This window comes from Paenibacillus sp. FSL K6-1217, assembly GCF_045040735.1.
GTDB lineage: Bacteria > Bacillota > Bacilli > Paenibacillales > Paenibacillaceae > Paenibacillus_AQ.
Map to the genome: position 1 here is coordinate 1,563,457 of NZ_CP150271.1, position 21,681 is coordinate 1,585,137.

The following is a 21,681-nucleotide window of genomic DNA, read 5'->3' on the forward strand; positions in this document are numbered from 1 at the left end:
AATGAGCCAGACCAAATTTTCAACGCATCCGACTTCGGATAAAGTGTACTACATCATTTCCGGCTTTATTTTAACTTTTATTCTAATCGCTGTGTCCTATCCGCTTATTTACGTGCTTTCGGCCTCATTCTCTTCCGGCAATGCCGTATCGTCCGGCCAGGTTCTGCTCTGGCCTGTCGATTTCAGTCTGGAAGGTTATGAAGCTGTATTCAAAAACAAAGATATCGTCAGAGCTTACGGCAACACGTTTCTGTATACCGTTCTGGGAACGCTGGTGAATGTCAGTGTCGTTATGACCTGCGCCTACGCGCTTTCCAGACCGGGGCTGAAGGGCAGAGGCGGCTTTATGTTTCTGTTCACGTTCACGATGTTTTTCAGCGGCGGCCTGATTCCGTTCTATATATTAATGAAAGACCTCCATCTGATCAACACCATGTGGGCGATGGTGTTTCCGGGCGCGCTTTCCGTATACAACATGATTATAGCGAGAACCTTTATCCAGTCTTCCATTCCGGGAGAGCTGATCGAAGCAACCAGCATAGACGGCTGCAGCGATGCGCGCTTTTTCTTCTCTTTCGTCCTGCCGCTGTCCAAAGCCGTCATCGCGGTCATCACGCTGTTCTCGGCGGTGGGCCACTGGAACGCCTATTTCAATGCTTTGATGTATCTGAATGACCGCTCGCTGTACCCGCTGCAAATTATTTTGCGGGAAATTCTGATCATGAACCAGGTGGATGTGAGCATGATTATGGACCCTGAACTGCAGGTGGCCAAAGCTCAGGCGGCGGCTGTGCTGAAGTACTCCCTGATTGTCGTGGCGACGGTTCCCATTTTATGTGTGTACCCGTTCATTCAGAAATATTTTGTCAAAGGGGTCATGATCGGTTCGCTGAAGGGTTAGTCCTCCCAAAGAAACAGGCAAGGAGTTGAGCCTTAGAAAATGAGTCCATTACGAGATTTGCAGCCGCTGTCCGGCGCCGATCTGTATGCATATATCGACGCGATGGAGCGGCCGGCGGCTTTCGAACCAACCGGTTTCTCCAAGGATATCTATCTTGATCTGATGGAATGGTCGATTCAGGAATACAGGCTGGAGCAGGCAGACAAGAGCTGGGGGACAGACCCGCAGGGGTGTCCTGAGGATCTCCAGACCTATTGCCGCGTTGTCTCTGTTGTGGCAGGGTTGATGGCGGGCGGACGCAAGCTTGAGCTTTTTCCGCTATGGGAGAGCATGATGGAGACGGGCTGCCGGGAACTGCCGCGAACGACAGGAAATCAGATGGCCGATTTCAGTACCAAGGAGCTGCTGCTGGCCTATAAGGCGATGAAGCCGCATGTTTCCGCAGAACAATCCGTAAGATGGAAAAATGAATTAGCCCGCATTGAGCCTGCGGTCAATTATGTGTATACGCTGGCTTCCGCTACCGGGCCTGAGCGGCTGCACAATATCAACATTTACAATATGGCCGGCGAGTATTTGCGCGAAACGGAGGGAATGGCAAGTGCCGCCGGTTATTTGGCCGAGCATTGGCCGGTGCAGCTGCGGAAATTCGACGTGAACGGGATGTATATGGACCCTGGCTGTCCGCTGTTGTACGATCTGGCGGCCCGCTGCCACATCCAGCTGATGCTCGCGTCCGGGTATCGGGGAGCGTTTCATGAAGAACTGAACCGCAAGCTGGCGGCCGGCGGAATAATGACCTTGTTCATGCAATCCGCCGCCGGTCAGTTTCCCTACGGAGGGCGCAGCAGCCAGTTCCAGTTCAATGAAGCGCTGGCGGCAGCGTGCGCGGAATTTGAAGCCGCCCGGTATCGGCGGCTGGGCAGGCACAAGCTGGCCGGCGCTTTCAAACGAAGCGCCAGACTGTCGGCGCAGGCTATCTTGCGCTTCGTCCGTGATAGCAAGCCGCCGCGCCATGTCAAAAATCACTACGGCATCCGTTCCGGTTACGGGACGGAATCCTACGCGTATTATGACAAGTATATGATTACGCTAGGCAGCTTCGCTTATATGGCCTATCTGTTCGCGGAGGATGCTATTGCCGAAGAGCCTTGTCCTGCCGAGTGCGGGGGATATGTGCTGGCGACCTCGGAGCATTTCCACAAAGTGTTTGCCTCTGCCGGAGGCCAATCCGTGCAATTGGATACTGCCGCTGATCACCATTACGACTCCACGGGACTGGGAAGATATCACCGTCAGAGTGTTCTCACGGAACTGGCATTGTCCAGTCCGCTGTGTGCCGCGCCTGAATACCGCTTGCCCGGAGGAGTCCGGTCCCTGAACGCTGCGATTGGTCCTGGCTGGGAGTGGCAGGACGGGACAGCGGTATATCTGGCAGATTTGAGCGGCGGGCTGGAGCATGAACTTCAGGTCATCCGGCAAGACAGCGGCCGCGTGGAGTTCAGAATCACCTATCGCGGTCAGGGTCTGCCGGAAGACGGACGGGTGACGGAACGATACGCTTTGTCGGAGGATGGCTTGGAGATTGTTTCCGAGCTTGCTGTGCAGGATGCGGGACCTATTCTTTACCGGGTGCCCCTATTTTGCAGTAATGGACAGGAACGGAGCACGATAACGGCGGAGCCGCACACCATAAATGTCGCGCTGGGCCCCTTCCGCTATACCGTTGGCGCAACAGGCTGCTCCTTCGGGATAGAGGAAGAACACTACGGAAACCGGAACGGGGAATACCGTCTGGCAGTGATCCGGTCGCCCGGTCGATCTTTAAGTCTTCGGCTTAAATTATGGGCGGAAGGGGAAGAGGGGTGGAAAATGGATGAATAGTATTGACTTAGAGTGCGCTTAAACTCTTATACTGGTCACGTAGGGTGCAAAAAAGTGGGAGCGAAACCGGTAGTGCCGAAAAGCGAAAAAATGGAAGGCTTAGGCCGAACTAACCATTCAGCAGGCTGCTTAGATGACGGGGTTAAGCGTACATACCCTTCGTTATTACGAAAGGATCGGTATGATGGACCTTTACCCCGCGCCGAGAATGGTCATCGGATGTATTGGGAGCATGATTTTGAATGGATCGTATTATTCGCATTGATTACTATCGTTCCTGGAAAGAGGAGACCAGGCGCGAGGAAGCTAGTATGAAGTCAGCCCGGTGACCAGTTCATCCAGGATTAGTCTCCTGGAGTTCATACATTACCTTTATCAAAACAACTCTTTATGAGTTGTTTTTTTCTTGCTTTAAATATATGTATGCGATATATTGCATATAAGGAAATTGAGAAGTGAGGAAGATAACTATGCCAGTACCTAAAAATTTTGTCTCACCTGCACGGATGTCTGCGAAAGAAAGAGCCTTCTCCCAGATTCAACGATGGATTATCGACGGTACACTGCAGCCCGGGGAAAAACTGCTTGACGCCGAATTGGCTGAGTCGCTTGGTGTAAGCCGCACACCGATCCGGGAAGCCTTTCAGCTACTCGAAGTACAAGGGCTCGTATCTACTCATCCTGGTAAAGAAACCAGAGTACAGGAGATTGAGAAGGATGACATCTTCAAGATGTATTCAACGATGGCGGCTCTTCAGGCTTTAGCGGCTGAAACTACCGCAAAAATTATTATTCCAGAACAAATTGAGCAACTGCGGGCACTTAATTTAGAATTTGCCAGTGCCATTAATAGCGGTCAGCCTTACCAGGCCATGGAGGCGGATGAACAGTTCCACAATCTGATTGTGGAGCTGTCTGATAATCCCTATATCGCTTCATTCAGCGCATCCCTTCAGATTCATATCCGGCGCTTTAAATACGTGTTCTTAGAGCGGCCGATTACGGAGACACAGGCTTCAGTCGATGAGCATGGTTTAATTATTGCAGCGTTCGAGAAGAATGATTCTGATCGTGCTCAGGCAATGATGAGGCAAAATTTCATCCGTCCGATGCAGGAACTGCACGGATTACTTTAAGCAGACAGGAGCGGAGACAAATGGTGAACGGAAAAGATCTGCGTATTAACAGCAAGGTAATCAGCGAGGGTGTCAACCGGGTGCCGAACAGAGCGATGCTGCGTGCTGTTGGTTTTACAGATGAGGATTTCAAAAAACCGATGATTGGCGTAGCCAGCACCTGGAGTGAGGTCACCCCGTGCAATATGCATATCAATGAATTGGCTGTTCAAGCCAAACAAGGGGTGCGTAACCATGGTGGTGCTCCGCTTATTTTTAATACGATTACAGTCTCTGACGGTATTTCAATGGGGCATGGGGGCATGCTGTTCTCACTGCCAAGCAGGGAAGCCATCGCGGATTCTATCGAGATTGTAACAGGAGCTGAGCGCTTTGACGGCCTGGTGGCCATCGGTGGCTGCGACAAGAACACGCCTGCCTGTCTGATGGCGATCGGGCGGTTGAATGTCCCTTCCGTGTACGTATACGGCGGAACGATTCTGCCCGGAAAGCTTGACGGTAAAGACGTCGATATTGTAACGGCCTTCGAAGCGGTAGGCCAATATCATGAGGGGAAAATAACCGATGAACAGCTCCATAAGGTAGAGTGCAGCGTTTGTCCGGGTCCAGGCTCTTGCGGCGGCATGTACACCGCCAACACAATGGCCGCTGCGGCGGAAGCCATGGGCATGAGCCTTCCCGGTTCGTCCTCTACGCCGGCCGTTTCGCCTGATAAAGCGGCAGAATGTGCGGCGGCGGGCAGACAAGTCATAGCGCTGCTGGAGCAGGAGATTTACCCGAAAGACATCATGACCAAAAAAGCGTTTGAGAACGCCATTACGGTCGTTATGGCTTTGGGAGGTTCAACCAATGCGTTCCTGCATTTGCTCGCTATTGCGCATTCGGCAGGCGTAGATTTAACCTTGGATGATTTTGAGCGGATACGCCTGCGTGTTCCCCATTTGGCAGATCTGAAGCCAAGCGGCCAATATGTAATGCAGGATTTGAACGATATTGGCGGTATTCCCGGCGTGATGAAGCTATTACTCGCTGAGGGACTTCTTCATGGTGATTGCCTGACAGTCACAGGTAAGACCTTGGCAGAGAATCTGGCGGAAGCAGCTCCACTTAGAGACGATCAGAAGATTATCCGTCCTTTGAAGCAGCCGCTGAAGCCAAATGGACCATTAGTTGTACTTAGAGGTAACCTTGCCCCTGAAGGCGCCGTAGCCAAAATGTCAGGCATGAAGAAGCTCCGGTTTGACGGGCCGGCCAAGGTGTATGACAGTGAGGAGGCCGCAACGGAAGCGATTTTAAGAAATGATATCCACAAAGGCGATGTACTGGTTATCCGTTATTGTGGTCCAAAGGGCGGTCCAGGCATGCCGGAGATGCTGTCTGTTACTGCATTAATTGTAGGTAAGGGTCTTGGCGGGGAAGTGGCCCTAATTACGGATGGAAGGTTCTCAGGTGGCTCGCATGGATTCGTAGTCGGACATGTCTCACCTGAAGCGCAGGTAGGTGGACCGATCGCGCTACTGAGAAGCGGAGACATCATCACTATCGACAGCGAAACGCAGCAGATTAACTTTAACGTGACAGAAGAGGAGCTGAGTGCCAGGGCTCAAGCATGGGTACAGCCTCCGCTAAAAGTTAATTCAGGCGTGCTGGTCAAGTATGCAAGATTAGTCTCCTCTGCATCTAAAGGGGCGGTGACTGACCAAGCATAGATAGCGATCAGGTGGGAGAGATGAGCTTGATATAGTTCATCTCAAATCCGAAAGAAAAGGTGCTGCACTCTTTACTTAGAGGACAGCACCTTTTCAACTTAACAAGCGCTTAAAGCTTTCTCAATTCCTGCTGAGTATCGTCTGGATCGAACCGCTGCAGCAGGATCGTTGTGCACACCGTTAACTAATAGCTCACATATCCCAACCCGAACATGAATTCGGGTTGTTTTTTGCGTTAAGTTGATGAGTTTGGGTGTGGAATATGGTTGTTCTCGGCCAAGTGGTCAAGAAATTCACCTAAAAGGTCATGCAAATGCCCTTAAAGAAAATGCCAAACGGCAGGTACAATGAGGATGTCACACGGATAAGAGATTATGACTAAGGGTAAAGGAGGTATCCTATGGATTCAGATTTGGCAGCGGCGGATCGGCAGCCCGAGAACCATCCCCTTCGTACGGTCAAGCCGGCGCGGTTTCAGGCCCTGAAAAAGTACTGGGATTTATACCTGATTATGCTGCCGGGACTCGCGTATTTTATCATTTTTAAATATGTGCCAATGGGGGGCATCGTCGTTGCCTTTCAGGATTTTAGCGCCTTTGCCGGCATCCGCGGCAGCGAATGGGTGGGACTTGCGCATTTTAAAAATATGTTTACGGACAGCGAGTTTTACACGGTATTCAAAAATACGCTGCTGATCAGTTTATACAAGCTGATCTGGGGATTTCCGGGTCCGATTATTCTGGCCCTGATGCTGAATGAAGTCCGGCACATGCTGTATAAGCGCGGAGTCCAGACGCTTGTCTATTTACCGCATTTTCTGTCCTGGGTCATCATCGGGGGTATTCTTATCAACGTGCTGTCCCCGGCAACGGGCATCGTCAATCAGCTTCTGGGCATGCTCGGTTTGGAGCCGATCTTCTTCCTGGGCAGTCAGGAATGGTTCAGAACGGTGCTTGTGGTCAGCGATATCTGGAAAGAAGCGGGATGGGGGGCCATCATCTATCTGGCTGCGCTGGCATCGATCGATCCACAAATCTACGAGGCCGCTGTCGTAGACGGCGCGAGCAAGTGGAAGCAGTTGATCCACGTCACCCTGCCATCGCTCATCGGGACCATCGTGATCCTGTTCGTATTGCGCCTCGGGAGCGTTCTGGATGTCGGCTTCGAACAGATCTTTGTGCTCTACAATCCGCTGGTATACAATGTGGCCGATGTTATCGAGACTTATGTATACCGGACCGGAATCACGCAGGGTCAATTCAGCTTTACTACCGCTGTCGGGTTGTTCAAATCGGTCATCAGTCTGATATTGGTCGTCCTCGCCAACAAAGCCGCCAGAAAGCTTGGCAAGGACAGCTTATGGTAGAGGGGGTGAATCTATGAGACTTACTAGGGGGGAACATCTGGCATCGAGGCTTAATTACCTGGCCCTGGGTTTCATTGCACTGCTTGCGCTTCTCCCGTTCCTGCATATCGTGGCCCAGTCTTTCAGCAGCCATCAGGCGATAACATCCGGCAGGGTGACGTTATGGCCGGTGGATTTCAGTTTCGAAGCGTATGTGAAGGTACTGCGCGAACAGGCTTTTTTGAATGCCTTCAAGGTCAGTTTACTGCGCACGGTCATCGGCACGATGTTGAATGTGGTGATCACTTGTATGCTGGCCTATCCGCTGTCCAAGGCTTATATTAAAGGACGATCAGCCATCATGTTCCTGATTGTGTTCACGATGCTGTTTAACGGGGGCATGATTCCAACCTTTCTGGTCGTGAAAGCGACCGGGCTGCTGAATTCCTTCTGGGTCTATATCATTCCTGGAGCGGTTAGCGCGTTCAATGTTATTATTATGAAAAATTTCTTTCAAGGCGTGCCGCCTGAATTGGAGGAATCAGCCAAGATTGACGGCTCCTCCAATATCGGAACGCTCATCCGGATCGTCGTTCCGTTATCCATGCCGGTCATTGCCACGATTACCTTGTTCCATGCGGTCGGACATTGGAACGCCTTCTTTGACACCGTCCTGTATGTGACGGACCGGTATCTTTTCCCGCTGCAGGTGTATTTGCGTGAGCTGATCATGTTCAATCAATCGAACATCAGCAATAACAACGGGTACTCCGCCAATATCGACAGCACCCTGCTGGCCTTGGAGTCCTTAAAGGCTGCGGCGCTGATTGCCAGCACGGTTCCGATCCTGATCGTGTATCCGTTTCTGCAGAAGCATTTTGTCAAAGGGATTATGCTTGGATCCGTAAAAGGCTAGAACGGCATGTAACATGAAAAAAGAGAGGGGATTGTTATATGAAAGTCTCAATCTTTGCAAAAAGATCCGTATCCATCCTGGCGGTGACCTCCATGCTGCTGGTGTCTGCGTGTTCATCCGGCACGAAGGAGGAAGGAGCCGAAGGGAAGGAAGAACGCCAGGCCATTGATATCGTATTAAGCAATGCCGGACGGAAGTTCCCGCCGGGCATGGACGAGAACAATAATCCTTATATTGATTACATCCGCGAGAACACGGGCCTGGACATCAAGCTGATCACGCCTCCTGCGGACGGTTACGGGGATGCCCTGAACGTGATTATGGCCTCCGATGATCTGCCCGATATGCTCCTGTCCTATGATGCCAATTGGTTCGAAAGCTATGTCCGGCAGAAGGCCCTTACCCCTCTGAATGATTTAATCGACGAATACGGACCGAATTTGAAGAAAAGTATCCCGGAGGAAGCCTGGAAGGTTGTCACTGTGGACGGAAAGATCTATGCGATTCCCGGCCTGAACCCGATCCCGGGCAATGAAATCATGTTTGCACGCAAGGATTGGCTGGACCGTCTGGGGCTCAAACCGCCGACAACGCTGGAAGAATACAAACAGGTGATTCGCGCTTTTGCGCAGGATGATCCGGACGGAAACGGCAAAAACGATACGTTTGGTCTGATCCTGCAGGAAAACCTCGGCAGAGTAGCTCCGTTTATCGGGGCATGGGGAATCCAGCGGGGCCAATGGACTGAACGGGACGGGCAATTGGTGAATTCCAGCACACTGCCGGAAATGAAGGAAGCACTAAGCTATCTTGCCGATCTCTATAAGGAAAAGATGATTGATCCCGAGTGGGCTTTAAATAAGATGGCCAATGTTGACGAGAAAGTCGCCAGCGGCAAAGTGGGTCTGTTCTCCGGGAACTGGTATGATACCCGCGGCCCGATCCTGACCAACCAGAAAAATGATCCCAATGCAGAGTGGATTACCCTCGAATATCCAACCGGACCTGACGGTAAGCAGGGAACCTGGGGCAATAGCTATGTTTCCGGATTTAATGTGATTCCGGTTACGAGCAAACATCCGGAGGCTGTTATTAAGATGCTTGATTTCATGATCGGAGACGGATACCGCACACTCATGCTCGGATTTGAGGGCGAGGTATGGAATATGGAGGACGGGAAGGTGGTTACGAACTTTGATGAGCACAACAAGCATATTTACCGGCTAACGCTCGGCGAAGCGATTGTACCGTTCAATTCTGAAGTATCCAGAGAACGTCTGGACTCGCTTGGTATGGAGTTTAAGCTTAATGAGATTGTCGACAAGATTAACAAGGTTGCCATCCGTAATCAATATCTGGGCGTACCGACGCCTGGAATGGGTAAATACGGGCCTAAGCTGTCCAAAATGGAGGTCGAAGCCTTCACGAAAATCATCATAGGCCAGCAGCCGGTAGACAGTTTTGATCAATTTGTTGAAGACTGGAAGAAAAACGGCGGCGAAGAAATGACGAAGGAAGTCAACGGGCAATAAACAGGACGGATAACGGGGTCTAAGCTATAATGAAGGCAGCATGTATCGTGGGGGAATCGTATGAAGTGGCTGACGCAATTCCGCAGCGTCTTGAAGCAGTCGATACAGTTTAGGCTAACCTGTTATTTTCTTCTCATCCTGCTGCCGCTGGTGGCGTTCAGCATGTTTGCCAATGTAAAGTCTCAGCGGATTTTGGAGCAGGAGCTTGGCGAGCGCACGCTCAGTGCCATGAACTCCGCTTTGGAGTTTGTTGACTTGACCTTAAAGAGCATCCATAATCTGTCCACCTTGATCGCAACCGATACTAATTTATCCACCCTGCTGTCTCATCAGGAGAAGACCCTGACCTCCGGAGCGATTATGGACTTCACGCGTGTCATGGAAGAGATTACGAATATAACCATGGTCAATGAATATTTAAGCGACGCCATGATTTATCATCGTCCCTCCAACTCGCTGATCGCAACCAAGCTCGGGCTGCTGCACCGTGAATCCCAAGACCCTGAACCATGGTACGATGAGGCTCTGAAGGCAAATGGCGCAAGCATATACTACTTGTCAGAACGCCATGAAGAGAATTTGTCCGGACTCCCGGATCCTATCTATAACCGGAATCAGCTTATTATGATGAGACTTATGGATTTCTATCGCGCCGAAAAAGGCGAAAATGTCCTCATGCTGTCGATTTCGAAGAATCAGTTGCTCCGCTCGTTGTCCCATTTGCTGGCGAACAGCAGCTCCAAGGTCTATCTGTTTGATGCCCGGGAGCGGTTGATCGTATCGAATGCTTCTGCAGAAACGTTGTCTTTCGAATGGAGCGACGTCCAGCCAGGCAGTGTTGTTGTCCGGGAAACCCCGGAAACGGATGAGAAAAATTTGATTCTGCGGGTGACTTCTCCCCGAAGCGGATGGTCGCTGCTGCTGATCCAGCCCGAGCGTGAGATTTACAATAAGTCGAGGCCGCTGCAAATTTTTGCGTACTGCATTATTGCACTCAGCGTCGTGCTTGCCGTCTGGATTGCCTGGTTTATCTACAGCGGAATTGCTTCTCCGATATCAAGACTTGTGTCCGGCATGCGGCAGCTGCGTAAAGGCAATCTGAATATCAGGCTGGAGAACGGGCGGCAGGACGAGTTGGGGTATTTAACGGATGCTTTCAACGAAACGGCGAGTCAGCAGCGTCATCTGATCAAGGATATCTATGAGCAACAGCTCAGAATGACCAAGACGGAGCTCAAATTTCTGCAGGCTCAGATTAATCCCCACTTCTTGTACAACACGCTGGATTCGATTTATTGGACGGCCAAAAATTATGAAGCGGAAGAGATCAGTACGATGGTGCTCAACTTGTCGAACTTCTTCAGGCTGAGTTTGAGCAAAGGGCAGGAGTCGTTTACGGTGGAGGAAACGTTCAAGCACCTTCATTACTATATTCGCATTCAGCAAATCCGTTTTGCCGACCGGTTTACGGTGGAGTACTGCGCTTCTGAGGATAGCCATCATTTGCATATTCTGAAGCTGCTGCTTCAGCCGCTGGTTGAGAATGCCATATTGCATGGATTGGAGAAACGAAAAAAAGGCGGAGTATTAAGCATTCGCACCGATGTGTCTAATGACCGGCTGATCATCCAGGTAACCGATAATGGAAGAGGGATTCCAAGGCCTAGGCTTATGTGGATTCAACAGGCCTTGGCAAGAATCAGATTCGGGGATTACACGACGCCCCCCGAGAAGAACTCCGAGTTTTTTGCGCTGCTCAATGTCCAGGCTCGAATCGCCATTTACTATGGGGAGACAGCGGAATTGAAGATCGTCAGCGAGGAAGGGAACGGAACGGTGGCGGTCATCGATTTACCGGCAGACCGCTGCCGGGAGGAGAGAGGGGAAGCGGAACATGAATCTCATGATTGTTGAAGATGAAATTCGAATTTTGAATAGTCTGGCCAACAATATACCGTGGAATGAGCATGGCATCGAAGTGGTGGCGCTTGCCGAGAACGGCTTAGAAGCGCTGTCCATGATCGAACTCAGGAAGCCGGATATCGTGCTGCTCGATATCGAGATGCCGGAGATGGACGGGTTGACCTTGGCGAGAACGGTGCTGCAGCAGGAAACGCACATGAAATTCGTGATTTTAAGCGGCCATGACGATTTCCCGTATGCGCAGGCTGCTGTGGGGCTTGGCGTCATGAAGTACTTGCTGAAGCCGGCCGGAGACGATGAAATCTTGAATGCTATTCTTGCGGCTGCGGAAGAGATTCGAGAGGAACTGATGGAAAAGCACAGTATGATTGAGCTGGAGCGGAAATGGCATGACCGCCTGCCTCAGCTCCAGGATGATTTTTATAGAAACTGGATACAGGGCCGGTACGCGGACTGGGAGCTCAAGAAGCATATGGAGGAGCTGAATCTGGAGCTTGCCCTCTATAGCTGGTTTGCTGTAGCCGTATGTGAAATTGATCCGATTCACGAGCAAGGCGAACGATTTACGTCTTCGGATCAAGCCTTGCTGCAGTTTTCGCTGGAATGCATAGCGGCTGAATGCTTACAGCATGAAGACTGCCGGGTCTTTAATGATGCGGACGGAGCAACCGTGCTGCTCTTTTTGGGACAACCGGAGGAATCGGCTCCAGATATCATCCAGCGGATCAATGTTCACGTTCCCCGTCTCTTCAACATTGTGAAAGAGTGTCTGAAGCTTACCGCCAGCGCCGGACTCGGAACCGCAGGCTCATGGGATCATGTTGCACTGTCCTACCGGCAGGCACGCCGTGCGCTGCAGGAGCGGGCCATTTACGGACATGAGGTGTTCGTTCCTTACCTGGACGTAACCAACAAGGAGCAGCCGTTTCATTATGACGCTGAGTTCGAAAAGCAGCTGGAGATTGCGGTTCATACGGATCACTCGGCAGTGGTTGCTGAACTGATAGACTGCTACTTCAAGGACGTATACTCCCAAGCGGTCTCAACCCAAAAGGTATACGAGCATTTGCTGTATTTGAGCAGCTTATTTACACGTATGATTCAATCGCGGGGCTGGTCGATGCAGGAGGTGCTGCAAGAGGATTATTCGATGCTTCTATCCTTTGAATCCCTGCTATCCAAAGAGCAAATCGTGGAATGGTCCAAAAGAGTGGCCAGCCGCATTACCCAATACCGGGAACGGGAGCGAAAGCATTCCAGCCATCGGCTCGTTAAACAAATGATCGAGGCCGTGGAGGAAATGCTGGGGAAAGAAGAACTGACCTTGCACACGCTGGCCGAAAGATTATATGTCAATCCCTCTTACCTTAGCCGGCTGTTTAAGCGGGAGGAAGGGAAATCCATTTCAGAATATCTCCTGAAGCGGAGTATGGAGCATGCCAAAGAGCTCTTACACAGCGGCGTTAAGGTGTATGATGCAGCAGAAGCGGCAGGATACCGTGATGTCAGCTATTTTGCCAGAGTATTTCGTAAATATTGGGGCGTAGCCCCGAGTGAATTAAAGAAACAAGAGCGTTCGGTCTCACCGCGTTCGATGTAAGTTGAAGCTGCAATGGAAGAAATCAGATGGAGGTGGTCAGAATGACCGATATGGTACTAACCCTTAAAATACCCGAGCGCGATATTCCTGTCTACACGGAAGTGGATGTTGTCGTTGCCGGAGGAGGACCGTCAGGAGTAGCGGCGGCGCTCGCAGCGGCAAGGAACGGGGCATCTGTATTGCTGATAGAGCAAAGAGGATACCTGGGCGGCATGGCGACGGTCTCTCAGGTTCCTGCATTTTGCCCGTATACCGATCAGGTCAAGCCGGTAATCCGTGGGATTGGGCTGGAAATTCTGCTTGATATGAAGAGCAAGATGGAGGAGAGGTTTCAGGAAGCATGGAAGGACCGGCTGGATTGGGTGCCGATTGATGCGGAAATTCTAAAGCGCCTATTGGACGAGAAGATGATGGAGGCTGGCGTTAAAGTGCTGTATCATACGTTCGTCAGTCAAGTTCTTGGGCAGGACGGCATCCTTGAAGCGGCGGTCATTACCAACAAGACCGGAACCCAGGCGGTGAAGGGGAAGATATACATTGATGCAACGAGCGATGCGGATCTCACCTATCTTGCGGGCGGGCAGTTCGCCAAAGGTGGAGATGATGGAGAGCTGCAGCCGGGGACGATGTGCTTCGTTCTGAATAACCTGGACCGGAACAAATTTCTCTCAAGTGCTGAGACGCACAGTCACGATCTGAAACATGCGATCAACAAGGCGAAGAGTGAAGGGCGGTTGCGCGTCGCAAGAGATTGGGCCGGTATTTCCTGGATAAACGATCATACGGCTGGCTTCAATTTCGGGCATGTATTCGGGATTGACGGCTCCAATACGGATGATCTGACCCGCGGAGCAATCGAAGGCCGCGCGCTTGTTGAACACATTACCGGTTGGCTGCGGGAAGCGATTCCCGGATTCGAAAACGCTTTCCTGACGTTGACGGGCGAACAAATCGGCATTCGGGAAACCCGCCGGATCATCGGCGATTATATCATCACCGCCGACGATTTTCTGGCGTGCCGTTCGTTCCCGGACGATATTGCCCGAAATGCCTACTTTATTGATATTCATATGGCAAAGCCTACGAGCGGCATGACGATGGTACGTCTATCGCCGGGAGAGTCACATGGCATTCCTTATCGCGCCTTGCTTCCGGTTGGTATTCAGAACGTAATCGTAGCCGGCAGAGCGATATCAACCGATAGAGCGGCCCAAGGCTCCACCCGGGTCATGCCGAATTGCTTTGCCATGGGCGAAGCCTCCGGTACGGCCGCGGCGATTCTGACCAAGACGGGCACGCGGGAAACGCGCAGTATCGACATCACGGACCTGCAGCGCAGACTTGTCCGCCAAGGCGCATGGTTAGGAGAGCAGATTAATGAGCGGTACTAAGAAATAAAATAACCCCACAAAGTGGGGCTTTAGCGTAGGTGGTGACTCAGGTACTTTTGCGGGGACCCCAAAACATATAAATTCTATTAAAAAAGGCTGCGCCCAAAGTCATATCCTTGACTTAGGCTCAGCCTTTTAAAGCTGTTTCTAACCCGTTCATCCGGGCAGTTATTTACAAGCGTTGTGTCTATTCGGATTCAGAATGAGGAAATCCTCCGGAAGCTCGAACAGCTTGGCCATCAGCTCGTCCATCCCGGACTCCAGCTTGAATTCCATTTCCTCCCGGAACAGCGGAACCAGGAAATAAACCTGAACCTGATTGCCGTCTTTTGTATGGACGGTGCTAACCTCTTCCGGCAGAGCATACAGGATCACGCCGGACAGCTCAGTGTTATCCGCATAAGGCTCGTAATCCTCCGTGTTGGGGATCGTATGGCCGTAACCAAGCCAAGTTTGATACATATGCGGGAACCGGGCCAGCGTCTTCATCAGCCGGATGGGCCAATAGTTCTCCACGGCTTCGAAATCCTCCTGCGTAAGCGGCCAGTCCGCCGGCAAAAACATCATCAGCTCCGCGCGTTCCAGATGCTTGTACTCTTCACGGATCTCCTGCGGGAGCGTCATGGGCAGATCGCTCATCCCATTGGTGTACAGCACCCGGTATGGCTCATCAGGTGTCGCTTCCATAATATTCACATCAATATGTACGATGTCTGAAATCAGCTCATGGAACACGCCGCTTTCCCGGTTTGGAAAGACCCGATTAAAATGTTCGTTTAAATCTTCCATGTACAAAATATTGGCGGGAGGTGTAATCTGCTCCTCATCCGGAGCGTCATAACCATAAATGGTGGTACCGTCTTCCGATTTGCCCATGGTTTTGCCGCCAAACAGCTTTTTGAAAAAGTTCATGTCTTTGCGCTCCTCTGTATGGGTTAAAGTGCGAAATGAAAATAGATGTATAAACCTCACTTGGAAGTATAACAAAAGACATAGGCCCGGAGCGATGGGTCTATCGATTCGAATTTCAAAAGGAGCAGATATGAACTATATCATTTTTGATCTGGAAGCCACCTGTTGGGAAAATGACCGCAAGCGGGGCGTAGGCATGGAGAGAGCCTTGACTATGCTTGAATTGCCGCTTGAAGGTACTCACCATAGAGGTATCGATGATGCCAAGAACATTGCGAAAATCTTCGTTAAGATTTTTGACCAATTGGAGTTTTGATAATTTAAATTGATCATGTCTATAGCAGTGAATAATAGGATACCGATTCTGCAAATAAAATGGTTGGATTCAGATGACTCTTCACCGTATTAATTGAATGGATTCTTTGCTCTGTCCTTTGATGGCGATACCGCTCCGATCCGGCTCCTACCTTCATTCGGATTTGGTCATTTTGAATGAACATACTATCGAGTGCAGTCTTGATCATGTTAAGTTGATTGGGAGCCCATTCTTGTCCGTGCATCCGGACGTATTCTGTGGCTTCTTCTGCAGTACAATGACATATCTCTTTCAGAAAAGAGCCCCATTTGATTAAATCCACCGCATTGTCACCCGCACAAAGAATGCAATTCCCATAGCTGATCTGTCCTCCGAAGGTTAACTTCAACACCCCATACCAGCATCCGTAAGGCTCTGAAATATGCATGAAGGAAGGGCGGCAGCTAAATGCGAACAACTCGATTCGTGACAGTCTGGCGTTAATCATGAATAATGCCTCCTAGGTTGTCTATAGATTTCATATAACGCTGTAGATTATGGGTCTGCTCAGCTGTGGCTACATAGGCTGTCAGTTCAGCTTCATTCTCACATACAGCAGCATGCTCAAGCCAAACGGAATATTTGGTTTTCTGTACGATGGACAAGTGTAATGGAAAGGTTTTGCGGGATCGCAGCAAAAAAGCATGGTTAATGCAGGCTCTCTCCAGTGCTTACGAGGTTAGCTGACGGATTCGGACAGTGAGAGTCGTCCTACCAGTGAAGAGTTCAATCTTCTTTGGATTCACCCCATTTCGGCTGGCCACAGCCATTTGGTTCCCCCGCTTCCCGCCTGACGGGAATTCAGCATTTGTTAAAAGGAATCTTACGCTGAGCATCACTGTTTGTAAAATGCTGAAAGGTCTCTAGGAGACTAAATAAGACTCTATAGGATATAAAAATGAAGAAAATCCCTTGTAATCTCGCATTCATCCCCGATTTTCTGAAGTTATCGCGTATTTATTAACTTTTTAATGCAACCTAAATGGGGCTAAATGAATCTTAATGCTTCTTTAATCATGATATTAAGATCAGATATAAAACAGTGAGGTGAGTAACATTACGGAACAACGTGATACCCAAAAGCTAATAATTGAACTCTGGAATGAAGGCGATCTAGATTTACTTCGCCAATTAAATTCGCCAGAGATGATAGTACACTATGGAGGTCCGGAAACTGAGAAAAACTCCTAACTCGCCATAAACGCTATACTGAAATCGCACAAGAAGGTAAAGGACGAATGTTTAAGATCCTCCTGTTTCCTAGCCCGATATGCGGAGCCTCCATGAAAGTGAGATTGTAGGAATAGATCAAAAGGAGAAGTTCCTCCGTTTGCGGGTGGAACTTCTCCTTTTAATCTTCATTTTTATAGTAGCTTCTCCATAATCATCACATCAATAAACGCTCCGTCCATCACTCCTTGCTTCTCAAATACACCAACCTGCCGGTAGCCCATCTTTCGATACAATCCTTGACCACTCTCATTAAACGGAAAGGTAAAGAGAACAATTTTATAAAAGCTATTTTCCTTTGCTACCTTGTGTAAGGACTCCAGGAGGGAGCTGCCTACACCTTGCCCACGAAAGCTTCGATCAATATATACAGAAAGGTCAGCGACGCCGTTATACGCGCAACGGTGGGAATATGGGTTCAGTGAGGCCCAGCCCACGACTTCACCTTCGCGTTCAGCAACCCAAACGCTAAAACGGCCTTGGTGATCGTTGAACCATGATTCCATATATAAGGAGTCTTTCGTCTCTGTTTCAAGTGTAGCGATCCGATCCTCGATCCCCTGATTGTAGATACGAAGAATGCTTTGAATATCCTCAGGTGTGGCCTGACGAACAGTTAGTGTACTAATCACATAAACATCCCCTTAAAATTACTTTCTCGCTTTAATTACAGCAGAGACGATATATTGGTCAACGTTCGCACCTGGAACCCAATCTTTGATGAATGTTTTAGATTCGTCCTTTGGCTCAATGCTGATATCAGTAAAGCCGCATTCCTGGAGCATTACCTCCAAATCGGCAATGGAAGAGGCGCCTGAGATACAACCGGAATATAATTCATCCAGGTCATTTTTGATCTCAGGAGGAAGCTCAGCTGTAGTTACGATATCTGATATGGCAAGACGACCAGCAGGCTGAAGAACACGATAAGCCTCACGGAATACTTGCTGTTTATCTGGGGAGAGATTAATCACGCAATTGGAGATAATGACGTTGATCGAATGATCAGCAACGGGAAGATGCTCTATTTCGCCCAATCTGAATTCGGTGTTACTAAACTTACCTTTAAGGGCATTATCTCTTGCTCGACTGATCATCTCAGGTGTCATATCCACACCTATTACAAGGCCTTCATTACCTACCTGCCGGGAAGCCAGGAAACAATCAAATCCGCCGCCACTCCCAAGGTCCAAAACATGTTCACCCGCCTGCAGTTCAGCAATAGCCTGCGGATTACCGCAACCAAGACCTAAATTTGCGCCTTCAGGAGCTGAAGCGAGGTCCTCACTGGAGTAGCCTAACTTAGAAGATATGGCACTGAAATCAGATGTGGAGTCACAGCAGCTACTGTCAGCAGAAGTTCGGCTGGAAGGAGAAGTCTCAACGTTTCTTACAGCAATCTTTTGATAGCGTCCCCGTACATTTTGGCGGATCTGATCATTAGTAAGCTTGCTCATGATTATACACTCCTTAGCTGAAATAATTTGCAATATACAAGTAAAATAGAAGAGAAGGTCAACCTTTTACGGGTGCGCAGCAATTGCTGAGTTTTCCCATAGATTCGTTGAAAAGCTTAATGGACCGTAGTAATGTTTCTACTTCAAACTCACTCATGTGTGAGAAGGCCTCGTTCAGGTATTCATTCATTTGTTGATCAATAGTTGTAGCTACCATTTTACCTTCAGGAGTGAGTGACAGGTTATAAATTCTTCGATCTGAGGGATCAGATGTCTTTTTAACCAAATTCATTTTCACCAGAGATTGAACTTGTCTGCTGAAGGTTGTAATATCTGTGCCAAGTGTTTCGGCGACTTGTTGCATGGAAGGATTGTGACTCCGATCGATCTCATATAACAGATGACTTTGGGTAGCGGAAAGATTACATCCTCCTACGCTACAGCAATCCTTATTGAGTAATCCTAAACGCCGACTCATGATTTGGAGTAGTTCTCTTGGAGTTTCCATTGTTTTCACCTCTTGAACTAGTTATACTGCATTTAGTTGCAAAGTGCAAATATATATTTTGCTTAGTTGATAATTGATGATAAAGGTTTTAGAATATAAGTATTGTCTTATATACGAAGAGAGGAGATTCAAAATTGGATACATTAAATGATCTTGCAGAAGATTTAAAGCTCCTTGGAGATAAAACACGTCTCACAATTCTAATTCTTTTAAAAGAGCGAGAGTGGTGTGTATGTGAATTCGTGGATCTCTTTGACATTTCTCAGCCAGCCGTTAGTCAGCATCTGCGTAAATTAAAAAGCAGCGGATTGGTAAAGGAACAGAAAAGGGGGCAGTGGGTCTATTATTCTTTAAATATAGTAGATAAACCCCATGTTAAAGTCATCCTAAATCTTACCCCGAATGCGAGTGACCTTTTATTGCATTTGAATAAACCGTCTAATGCTGTTTGCTGCGAATGACAGTTTTCTATTGAATATATAAGTATATAATTATATAATGATGCCTGAGATTAAACTTAACTCTTTGAAGGGAGTGCTCGGATGGGTGGAGTTAGACATAAACTGGGGGAATACCATTGGTAGCTCTGGCAAGTCTGATATTTATAGTCACTTTGATTTTTGTCATTTGGCAGCCTAAAAATCTGTCCATTGGATGGTCTGCCTGCGGCGGAGCGTTACTCGCTTTAATTGCCGGTGTCGTCAGCTTGAATGATGTTCTGGATGTTACGCTGATTGTGTGGAATGCCACACTGGCCTTTGTAGCAATCATCTTGATCTCGTTAATCCTCGATAAAATTGGATTCTTCGAATGGGCTGCTTTACATATGGCCAAAGCTGCTAGCGGGAATGGAATGCGGATGTTTATCTATGTCATCATTCTTGGTGCTGTAGTCGCGGCATTCTTTGCTAATGACGGAGCAGCGCTCATTCTAACACCGATTGTGCTGGCTATGGTCCGTGCGCTGAATTTTGATGAGAAAAAGGTTTTTCCGTTCATCATTGCCAGCGGGTTTATAGCAGATACTACCTCATTGCCCCTGGTTGTAAGCAATCTGGTGAACATCGTATCGGCCGACTTTTTCGGGCTAACCTTTATGGAATACGGCGGACGGATGTTAATGCCTACCTTATTTTCCTTAGGGGCAAGCATCAGTGTGCTCTATCTCTTTTTCCGTAAAAGTATCCCACGAAACTTCGATAGCTCCCAGCTAAAAAAACCTGAAGCGGCTATTAAAGACAAGCAGATGTTTAATTTATCATGGTTTGTACTTGCGGTTCTGCTTGCGGGATACTTTGTCAGTGAATTTCTGAACATTCCGGTATCTGTCGTGGCGGGTATCATCGCGATCTTTTTCTTGCTCATGGCAAGGAAAAGTCCTGCTGTCCCCACAATAGAAGTGGTGAAGGGGGCACCTTGGGCCATTGTGTTCTTTTCCATCGGCATGTATGTTGTCGTATATGGTCTGAGAAATGCGGGCCTTACGAATGTATTAGCTGACGTCATTCAAGCTGTGGCTGATCAGGGACTGTTCACCGCAACGATGGGGATGGGCTTTATTGCTGCAATCATCTCCTCCATAATGAACAACATGCCTACGGTTATGATTGATGCGCTGGCTATTGATGCTACGCATACCTCGGGACTGATTAAGGAAGCCTTGATTTATGCGAATGTTATTGGCTCTGACTTGGGACCAAAGATAACACCGATTGGTTCTCTAGCTACCTTACTGTGGCTGCATGTGCTTTCCACCAAAGGAGTAAAGATATCCTGGGGCACGTATTTCAAAACAGGGATTATTTTGACCATCCCTACGCTGTTCATCACACTGCTTGGTCTATATATAACATTGACCTTATTTTAAAATCAAAGGAGAATGCGACTCATGGATAAGAAAACCATTTACTTTTTGTGTACAGGAAACTCCTGCCGGAGTCAGATGGCCGAAGGCTGGGCCAAGAAATATTTGAGCAATGAATGGAATGTGTATAGTGCAGGCATTGAGGCTCATGGGTTGAATCCGAAAGCCGTTCAAGCGATGAGTGAAGTAGGTATAGATATCTCAGGTCAAACGTCAGATATTATTGATCCGCAGCTGCTGAACAGCTCTGATCTCGTCATTACTTTATGTGGAGATGCAGCAGATAAGTGTCCCATTACCCCGCCTCAGGTGAAACGTGAGCATTGGGGATTCGATGATCCGGCAAAAGCGCAAGGAACAGATGAAGAGAAGTGGGCAGTCTTCCAGCAGGTTCGTGATCAAGTGGGAGAGCGCATCAAACAATTTGCTGAAACGGGTGAATAGTCACGATAGTGGAGTAACTGCTGCTAATGAGACAGGAGAGAAACTATAATGGTAAATTATCATGAACTGATTGAAGGTAAAGTATAATAGATCTTTTTTGCTAAAATTCCAAATTAAACCCGACCTTTATTACTAGGTCGGTTTTTTGGGTGCGCCTGGCATGGATGATAACTTGGCGGTGAAAGTCCGCTACAGGCTTGGCAAGAGGAACTGTTAGCTAAAGGCAAGGGTGTCCGCCGTGAGGCAGGATTTTAAGGAAGCTGGAGGTAAACCCACGGTATGACGGACATAAATCACATACAAGGTATACTGGGACGGACGAGCTTGCCACATAAAGCGAAGTTCAATACTGCCCGAATCCCAGCATGTATATGTGGTGGTCTAACAAAGGACTGTGTGTTCTCCAATATCCGTACCGGGCTGGAAGAACTGCTTCAGTGGATGAAGGAGCTTCAGCAGGAACACGCCAAGAGTAACTCCTCTTTGGCACCCGTGCTTGCCGCATGCGGGTGGTCACTTGATCGGTCAGTTCCAGAATAATGTTACATTAATTAAATCCAAACCCCCGAGTTAG

At 48.9% G+C, this 21,681-nt stretch carries 18 protein-coding genes, 1 pseudogene and 1 riboswitch; of the genes and pseudogenes, 14 read left to right on the forward strand and 5 right to left on the reverse strand.

The features are described from left to right. Position 1 precedes the first annotated feature (1 nt). The 10 genes from MHH28_RS06705 to MHH28_RS06750 all read left to right on the forward strand — a co-directional run bounded on the left by MHH28_RS06705 (position 2) and on the right by MHH28_RS06750 (position 14,337). Complete coding sequence (locus MHH28_RS06705; protein ID WP_405113262.1) at positions 2-901, forward strand: carbohydrate ABC transporter permease; 900 nt, start codon at positions 2-4, stop codon at positions 899-901. A gap of 39 nt (positions 902-940) precedes the next feature. Continuing rightward, positions 941-2,785 (forward strand): hypothetical protein, encoded by a 1,845-nt coding sequence (locus tag MHH28_RS06710; protein WP_405113264.1) that lies wholly within the window; start codon positions 941-943, stop codon positions 2,783-2,785. A 470-nt stretch (positions 2,786-3,255) separates the two neighbouring features. Beyond that, entirely contained in the window at positions 3,256-3,921 is a 666-nt protein-coding gene (locus tag MHH28_RS06715; RefSeq protein ID WP_405113266.1) for a GntR family transcriptional regulator, read from the forward strand. Between the two features lie 20 nt (positions 3,922-3,941). Beyond that, a complete protein-coding gene (gene ilvD / locus MHH28_RS06720; RefSeq protein ID WP_405113268.1) occupies positions 3,942-5,630 on the forward strand; it encodes a dihydroxy-acid dehydratase in 1,689 nt (562 codons plus the stop codon). Between the two features lie 400 nt (positions 5,631-6,030). After that, a complete protein-coding gene (locus MHH28_RS06725) occupies positions 6,031-6,996 on the forward strand; it encodes an ABC transporter permease (RefSeq protein WP_405113270.1) in 966 nt (321 codons plus the stop codon). A gap of 13 nt (positions 6,997-7,009) precedes the next feature. Beyond that, on the forward strand, positions 7,010-7,891 hold the full coding sequence (locus MHH28_RS06730) for a carbohydrate ABC transporter permease (RefSeq protein ID WP_405113272.1): 882 nt from the start codon (positions 7,010-7,012) through the stop codon (positions 7,889-7,891). 38 nt (positions 7,892-7,929) lie between these two features. Then, complete coding sequence (locus MHH28_RS06735; RefSeq protein ID WP_405113274.1) at positions 7,930-9,423, forward strand: extracellular solute-binding protein; 1,494 nt, start codon at positions 7,930-7,932, stop codon at positions 9,421-9,423. 60 nt (positions 9,424-9,483) lie between these two features. Further along, the gene (locus MHH28_RS06740) at positions 9,484-11,337 is read left to right on the forward strand and encodes a sensor histidine kinase (protein ID WP_405113276.1); all 1,854 of its coding nucleotides are present in this window, start codon (positions 9,484-9,486) and stop codon (positions 11,335-11,337) included. After that, on the forward strand, positions 11,318-12,946 hold the full coding sequence (locus MHH28_RS06745) for a response regulator (protein ID WP_405113278.1): 1,629 nt from the start codon (positions 11,318-11,320) through the stop codon (positions 12,944-12,946). The genes MHH28_RS06740 and MHH28_RS06745 overlap by 20 nt, the downstream gene beginning before the upstream one ends. 41 nt (positions 12,947-12,987) lie before the next feature. Next, positions 12,988-14,337 (forward strand): FAD-dependent oxidoreductase, encoded by a 1,350-nt coding sequence (locus MHH28_RS06750; protein WP_405113280.1) that lies wholly within the window; start codon positions 12,988-12,990, stop codon positions 14,335-14,337. A 168-nt stretch (positions 14,338-14,505) separates the two neighbouring features. Here the strand turns inward: MHH28_RS06750 and MHH28_RS06755 are convergent, their stop codons facing one another. Next, complete coding sequence (locus MHH28_RS06755; RefSeq protein WP_405113282.1) at positions 14,506-15,249, reverse strand: suppressor of fused domain protein; 744 nt, start codon at positions 15,247-15,249, stop codon at positions 14,506-14,508. Between the two features lie 181 nt (positions 15,250-15,430). On the opposite strand from MHH28_RS06755, the pseudogene MHH28_RS06760 reads away from it, so the two are divergent. After that, positions 15,431-15,565: pseudogene (locus MHH28_RS06760) on the forward strand (3'-5' exonuclease); the annotation flags it as partial. 19 nt (positions 15,566-15,584) lie between these two features. Here MHH28_RS06760 and MHH28_RS06765 read toward each other — a convergent pair. From MHH28_RS06765 to MHH28_RS06780, 4 genes are all read right to left on the reverse strand, one after another. Further along, a complete protein-coding gene (locus tag MHH28_RS06765) occupies positions 15,585-16,052 on the reverse strand; it encodes a hypothetical protein (RefSeq protein WP_405113284.1) in 468 nt (155 codons plus the stop codon). Positions 16,053-16,257: 205 nt separating this feature from the next. Beyond that, positions 16,258-16,421, reverse strand: a riboswitch (cyclic di-AMP (ydaO/yuaA leader). A 547-nt stretch (positions 16,422-16,968) separates the two neighbouring features. Continuing rightward, positions 16,969-17,463: an arsinothricin resistance N-acetyltransferase ArsN1 family A gene (locus MHH28_RS06770; protein WP_405116892.1), complete on the reverse strand. Its 495-nt coding sequence runs from the start codon at positions 17,461-17,463 to the stop codon at positions 16,969-16,971. Positions 17,464-17,484: 21 nt separating this feature from the next. Further along, positions 17,485-18,291: an arsenite methyltransferase gene (locus MHH28_RS06775; protein ID WP_405113286.1), complete on the reverse strand. Its 807-nt coding sequence runs from the start codon at positions 18,289-18,291 to the stop codon at positions 17,485-17,487. 58 nt (positions 18,292-18,349) lie between these two features. After that, the gene (locus tag MHH28_RS06780) at positions 18,350-18,799 is read right to left on the reverse strand and encodes a MarR family winged helix-turn-helix transcriptional regulator (RefSeq protein WP_076075083.1); all 450 of its coding nucleotides are present in this window, start codon (positions 18,797-18,799) and stop codon (positions 18,350-18,352) included. Between the two features lie 134 nt (positions 18,800-18,933). On the opposite strand from MHH28_RS06780, the gene MHH28_RS06785 reads away from it, so the two are divergent. The 3 genes from MHH28_RS06785 to arsC all read left to right on the forward strand — a co-directional run bounded on the left by MHH28_RS06785 (position 18,934) and on the right by arsC (position 21,107). After that, positions 18,934-19,260 carry an ArsR/SmtB family transcription factor gene (locus MHH28_RS06785; RefSeq protein ID WP_405113289.1) on the forward strand — a complete coding sequence of 109 codons (327 nt, stop codon included), beginning with the start codon at positions 18,934-18,936 and terminating at the stop codon, positions 19,258-19,260. Positions 19,261-19,370: 110 nt separating this feature from the next. Next, positions 19,371-20,666 (forward strand): arsenic transporter, encoded by a 1,296-nt coding sequence (locus MHH28_RS06790; RefSeq protein ID WP_405116894.1) that lies wholly within the window; start codon positions 19,371-19,373, stop codon positions 20,664-20,666. Between the two features lie 21 nt (positions 20,667-20,687). Continuing rightward, positions 20,688-21,107 (forward strand): arsenate reductase (thioredoxin), encoded by a 420-nt coding sequence (gene arsC / locus MHH28_RS06795; RefSeq protein WP_076075075.1) that lies wholly within the window; start codon positions 20,688-20,690, stop codon positions 21,105-21,107. The last annotated feature ends 574 nt before the right edge of the window (positions 21,108-21,681 follow it).

Excerpts from the sequence above, each read along its gene's own strand:
- MHH28_RS06715 (WP_405113266.1), top strand. The coding sequence starts at position 3,256 with ATGCCAGTACCTAAAAATTTTGTCTCACCTGCACGGATGTCTGCGAAA.
- MHH28_RS06710 (WP_405113264.1), top strand. The coding sequence starts at position 941 with ATGAGTCCATTACGAGATTTGCAGCCGCTGTCCGGCGCCGATCTGTAT.
- MHH28_RS06730 (WP_405113272.1), top strand. The coding sequence starts at position 7,010 with ATGAGACTTACTAGGGGGGAACATCTGGCATCGAGGCTTAATTACCTG.
- MHH28_RS06725 (WP_405113270.1), top strand. The coding sequence starts at position 6,031 with ATGGATTCAGATTTGGCAGCGGCGGATCGGCAGCCCGAGAACCATCCC.
- MHH28_RS06775 (WP_405113286.1), bottom strand. The coding sequence starts at position 18,291 with ATGAGCAAGCTTACTAATGATCAGATCCGCCAAAATGTACGGGGACGC.
- MHH28_RS06755 (WP_405113282.1), bottom strand. The coding sequence starts at position 15,249 with ATGAACTTTTTCAAAAAGCTGTTTGGCGGCAAAACCATGGGCAAATCG.
- ilvD (WP_405113268.1), top strand. The coding sequence starts at position 3,942 with ATGGTGAACGGAAAAGATCTGCGTATTAACAGCAAGGTAATCAGCGAG.
- arsC (WP_076075075.1), top strand. The coding sequence starts at position 20,688 with ATGGATAAGAAAACCATTTACTTTTTGTGTACAGGAAACTCCTGCCGG.
- MHH28_RS06765 (WP_405113284.1), bottom strand. The coding sequence starts at position 16,052 with ATGATTAACGCCAGACTGTCACGAATCGAGTTGTTCGCATTTAGCTGC.
- MHH28_RS06735 (WP_405113274.1), top strand. The coding sequence starts at position 7,930 with ATGAAAGTCTCAATCTTTGCAAAAAGATCCGTATCCATCCTGGCGGTG.
- MHH28_RS06750 (WP_405113280.1), top strand. The coding sequence starts at position 12,988 with ATGACCGATATGGTACTAACCCTTAAAATACCCGAGCGCGATATTCCT.
- MHH28_RS06745 (WP_405113278.1), top strand. The coding sequence starts at position 11,318 with ATGAATCTCATGATTGTTGAAGATGAAATTCGAATTTTGAATAGTCTG.
- MHH28_RS06780 (WP_076075083.1), bottom strand. The coding sequence starts at position 18,799 with ATGGAAACTCCAAGAGAACTACTCCAAATCATGAGTCGGCGTTTAGGA.
- MHH28_RS06740 (WP_405113276.1), top strand. The coding sequence starts at position 9,484 with ATGAAGTGGCTGACGCAATTCCGCAGCGTCTTGAAGCAGTCGATACAG.
- MHH28_RS06705 (WP_405113262.1), top strand. The coding sequence starts at position 2 with ATGAGCCAGACCAAATTTTCAACGCATCCGACTTCGGATAAAGTGTAC.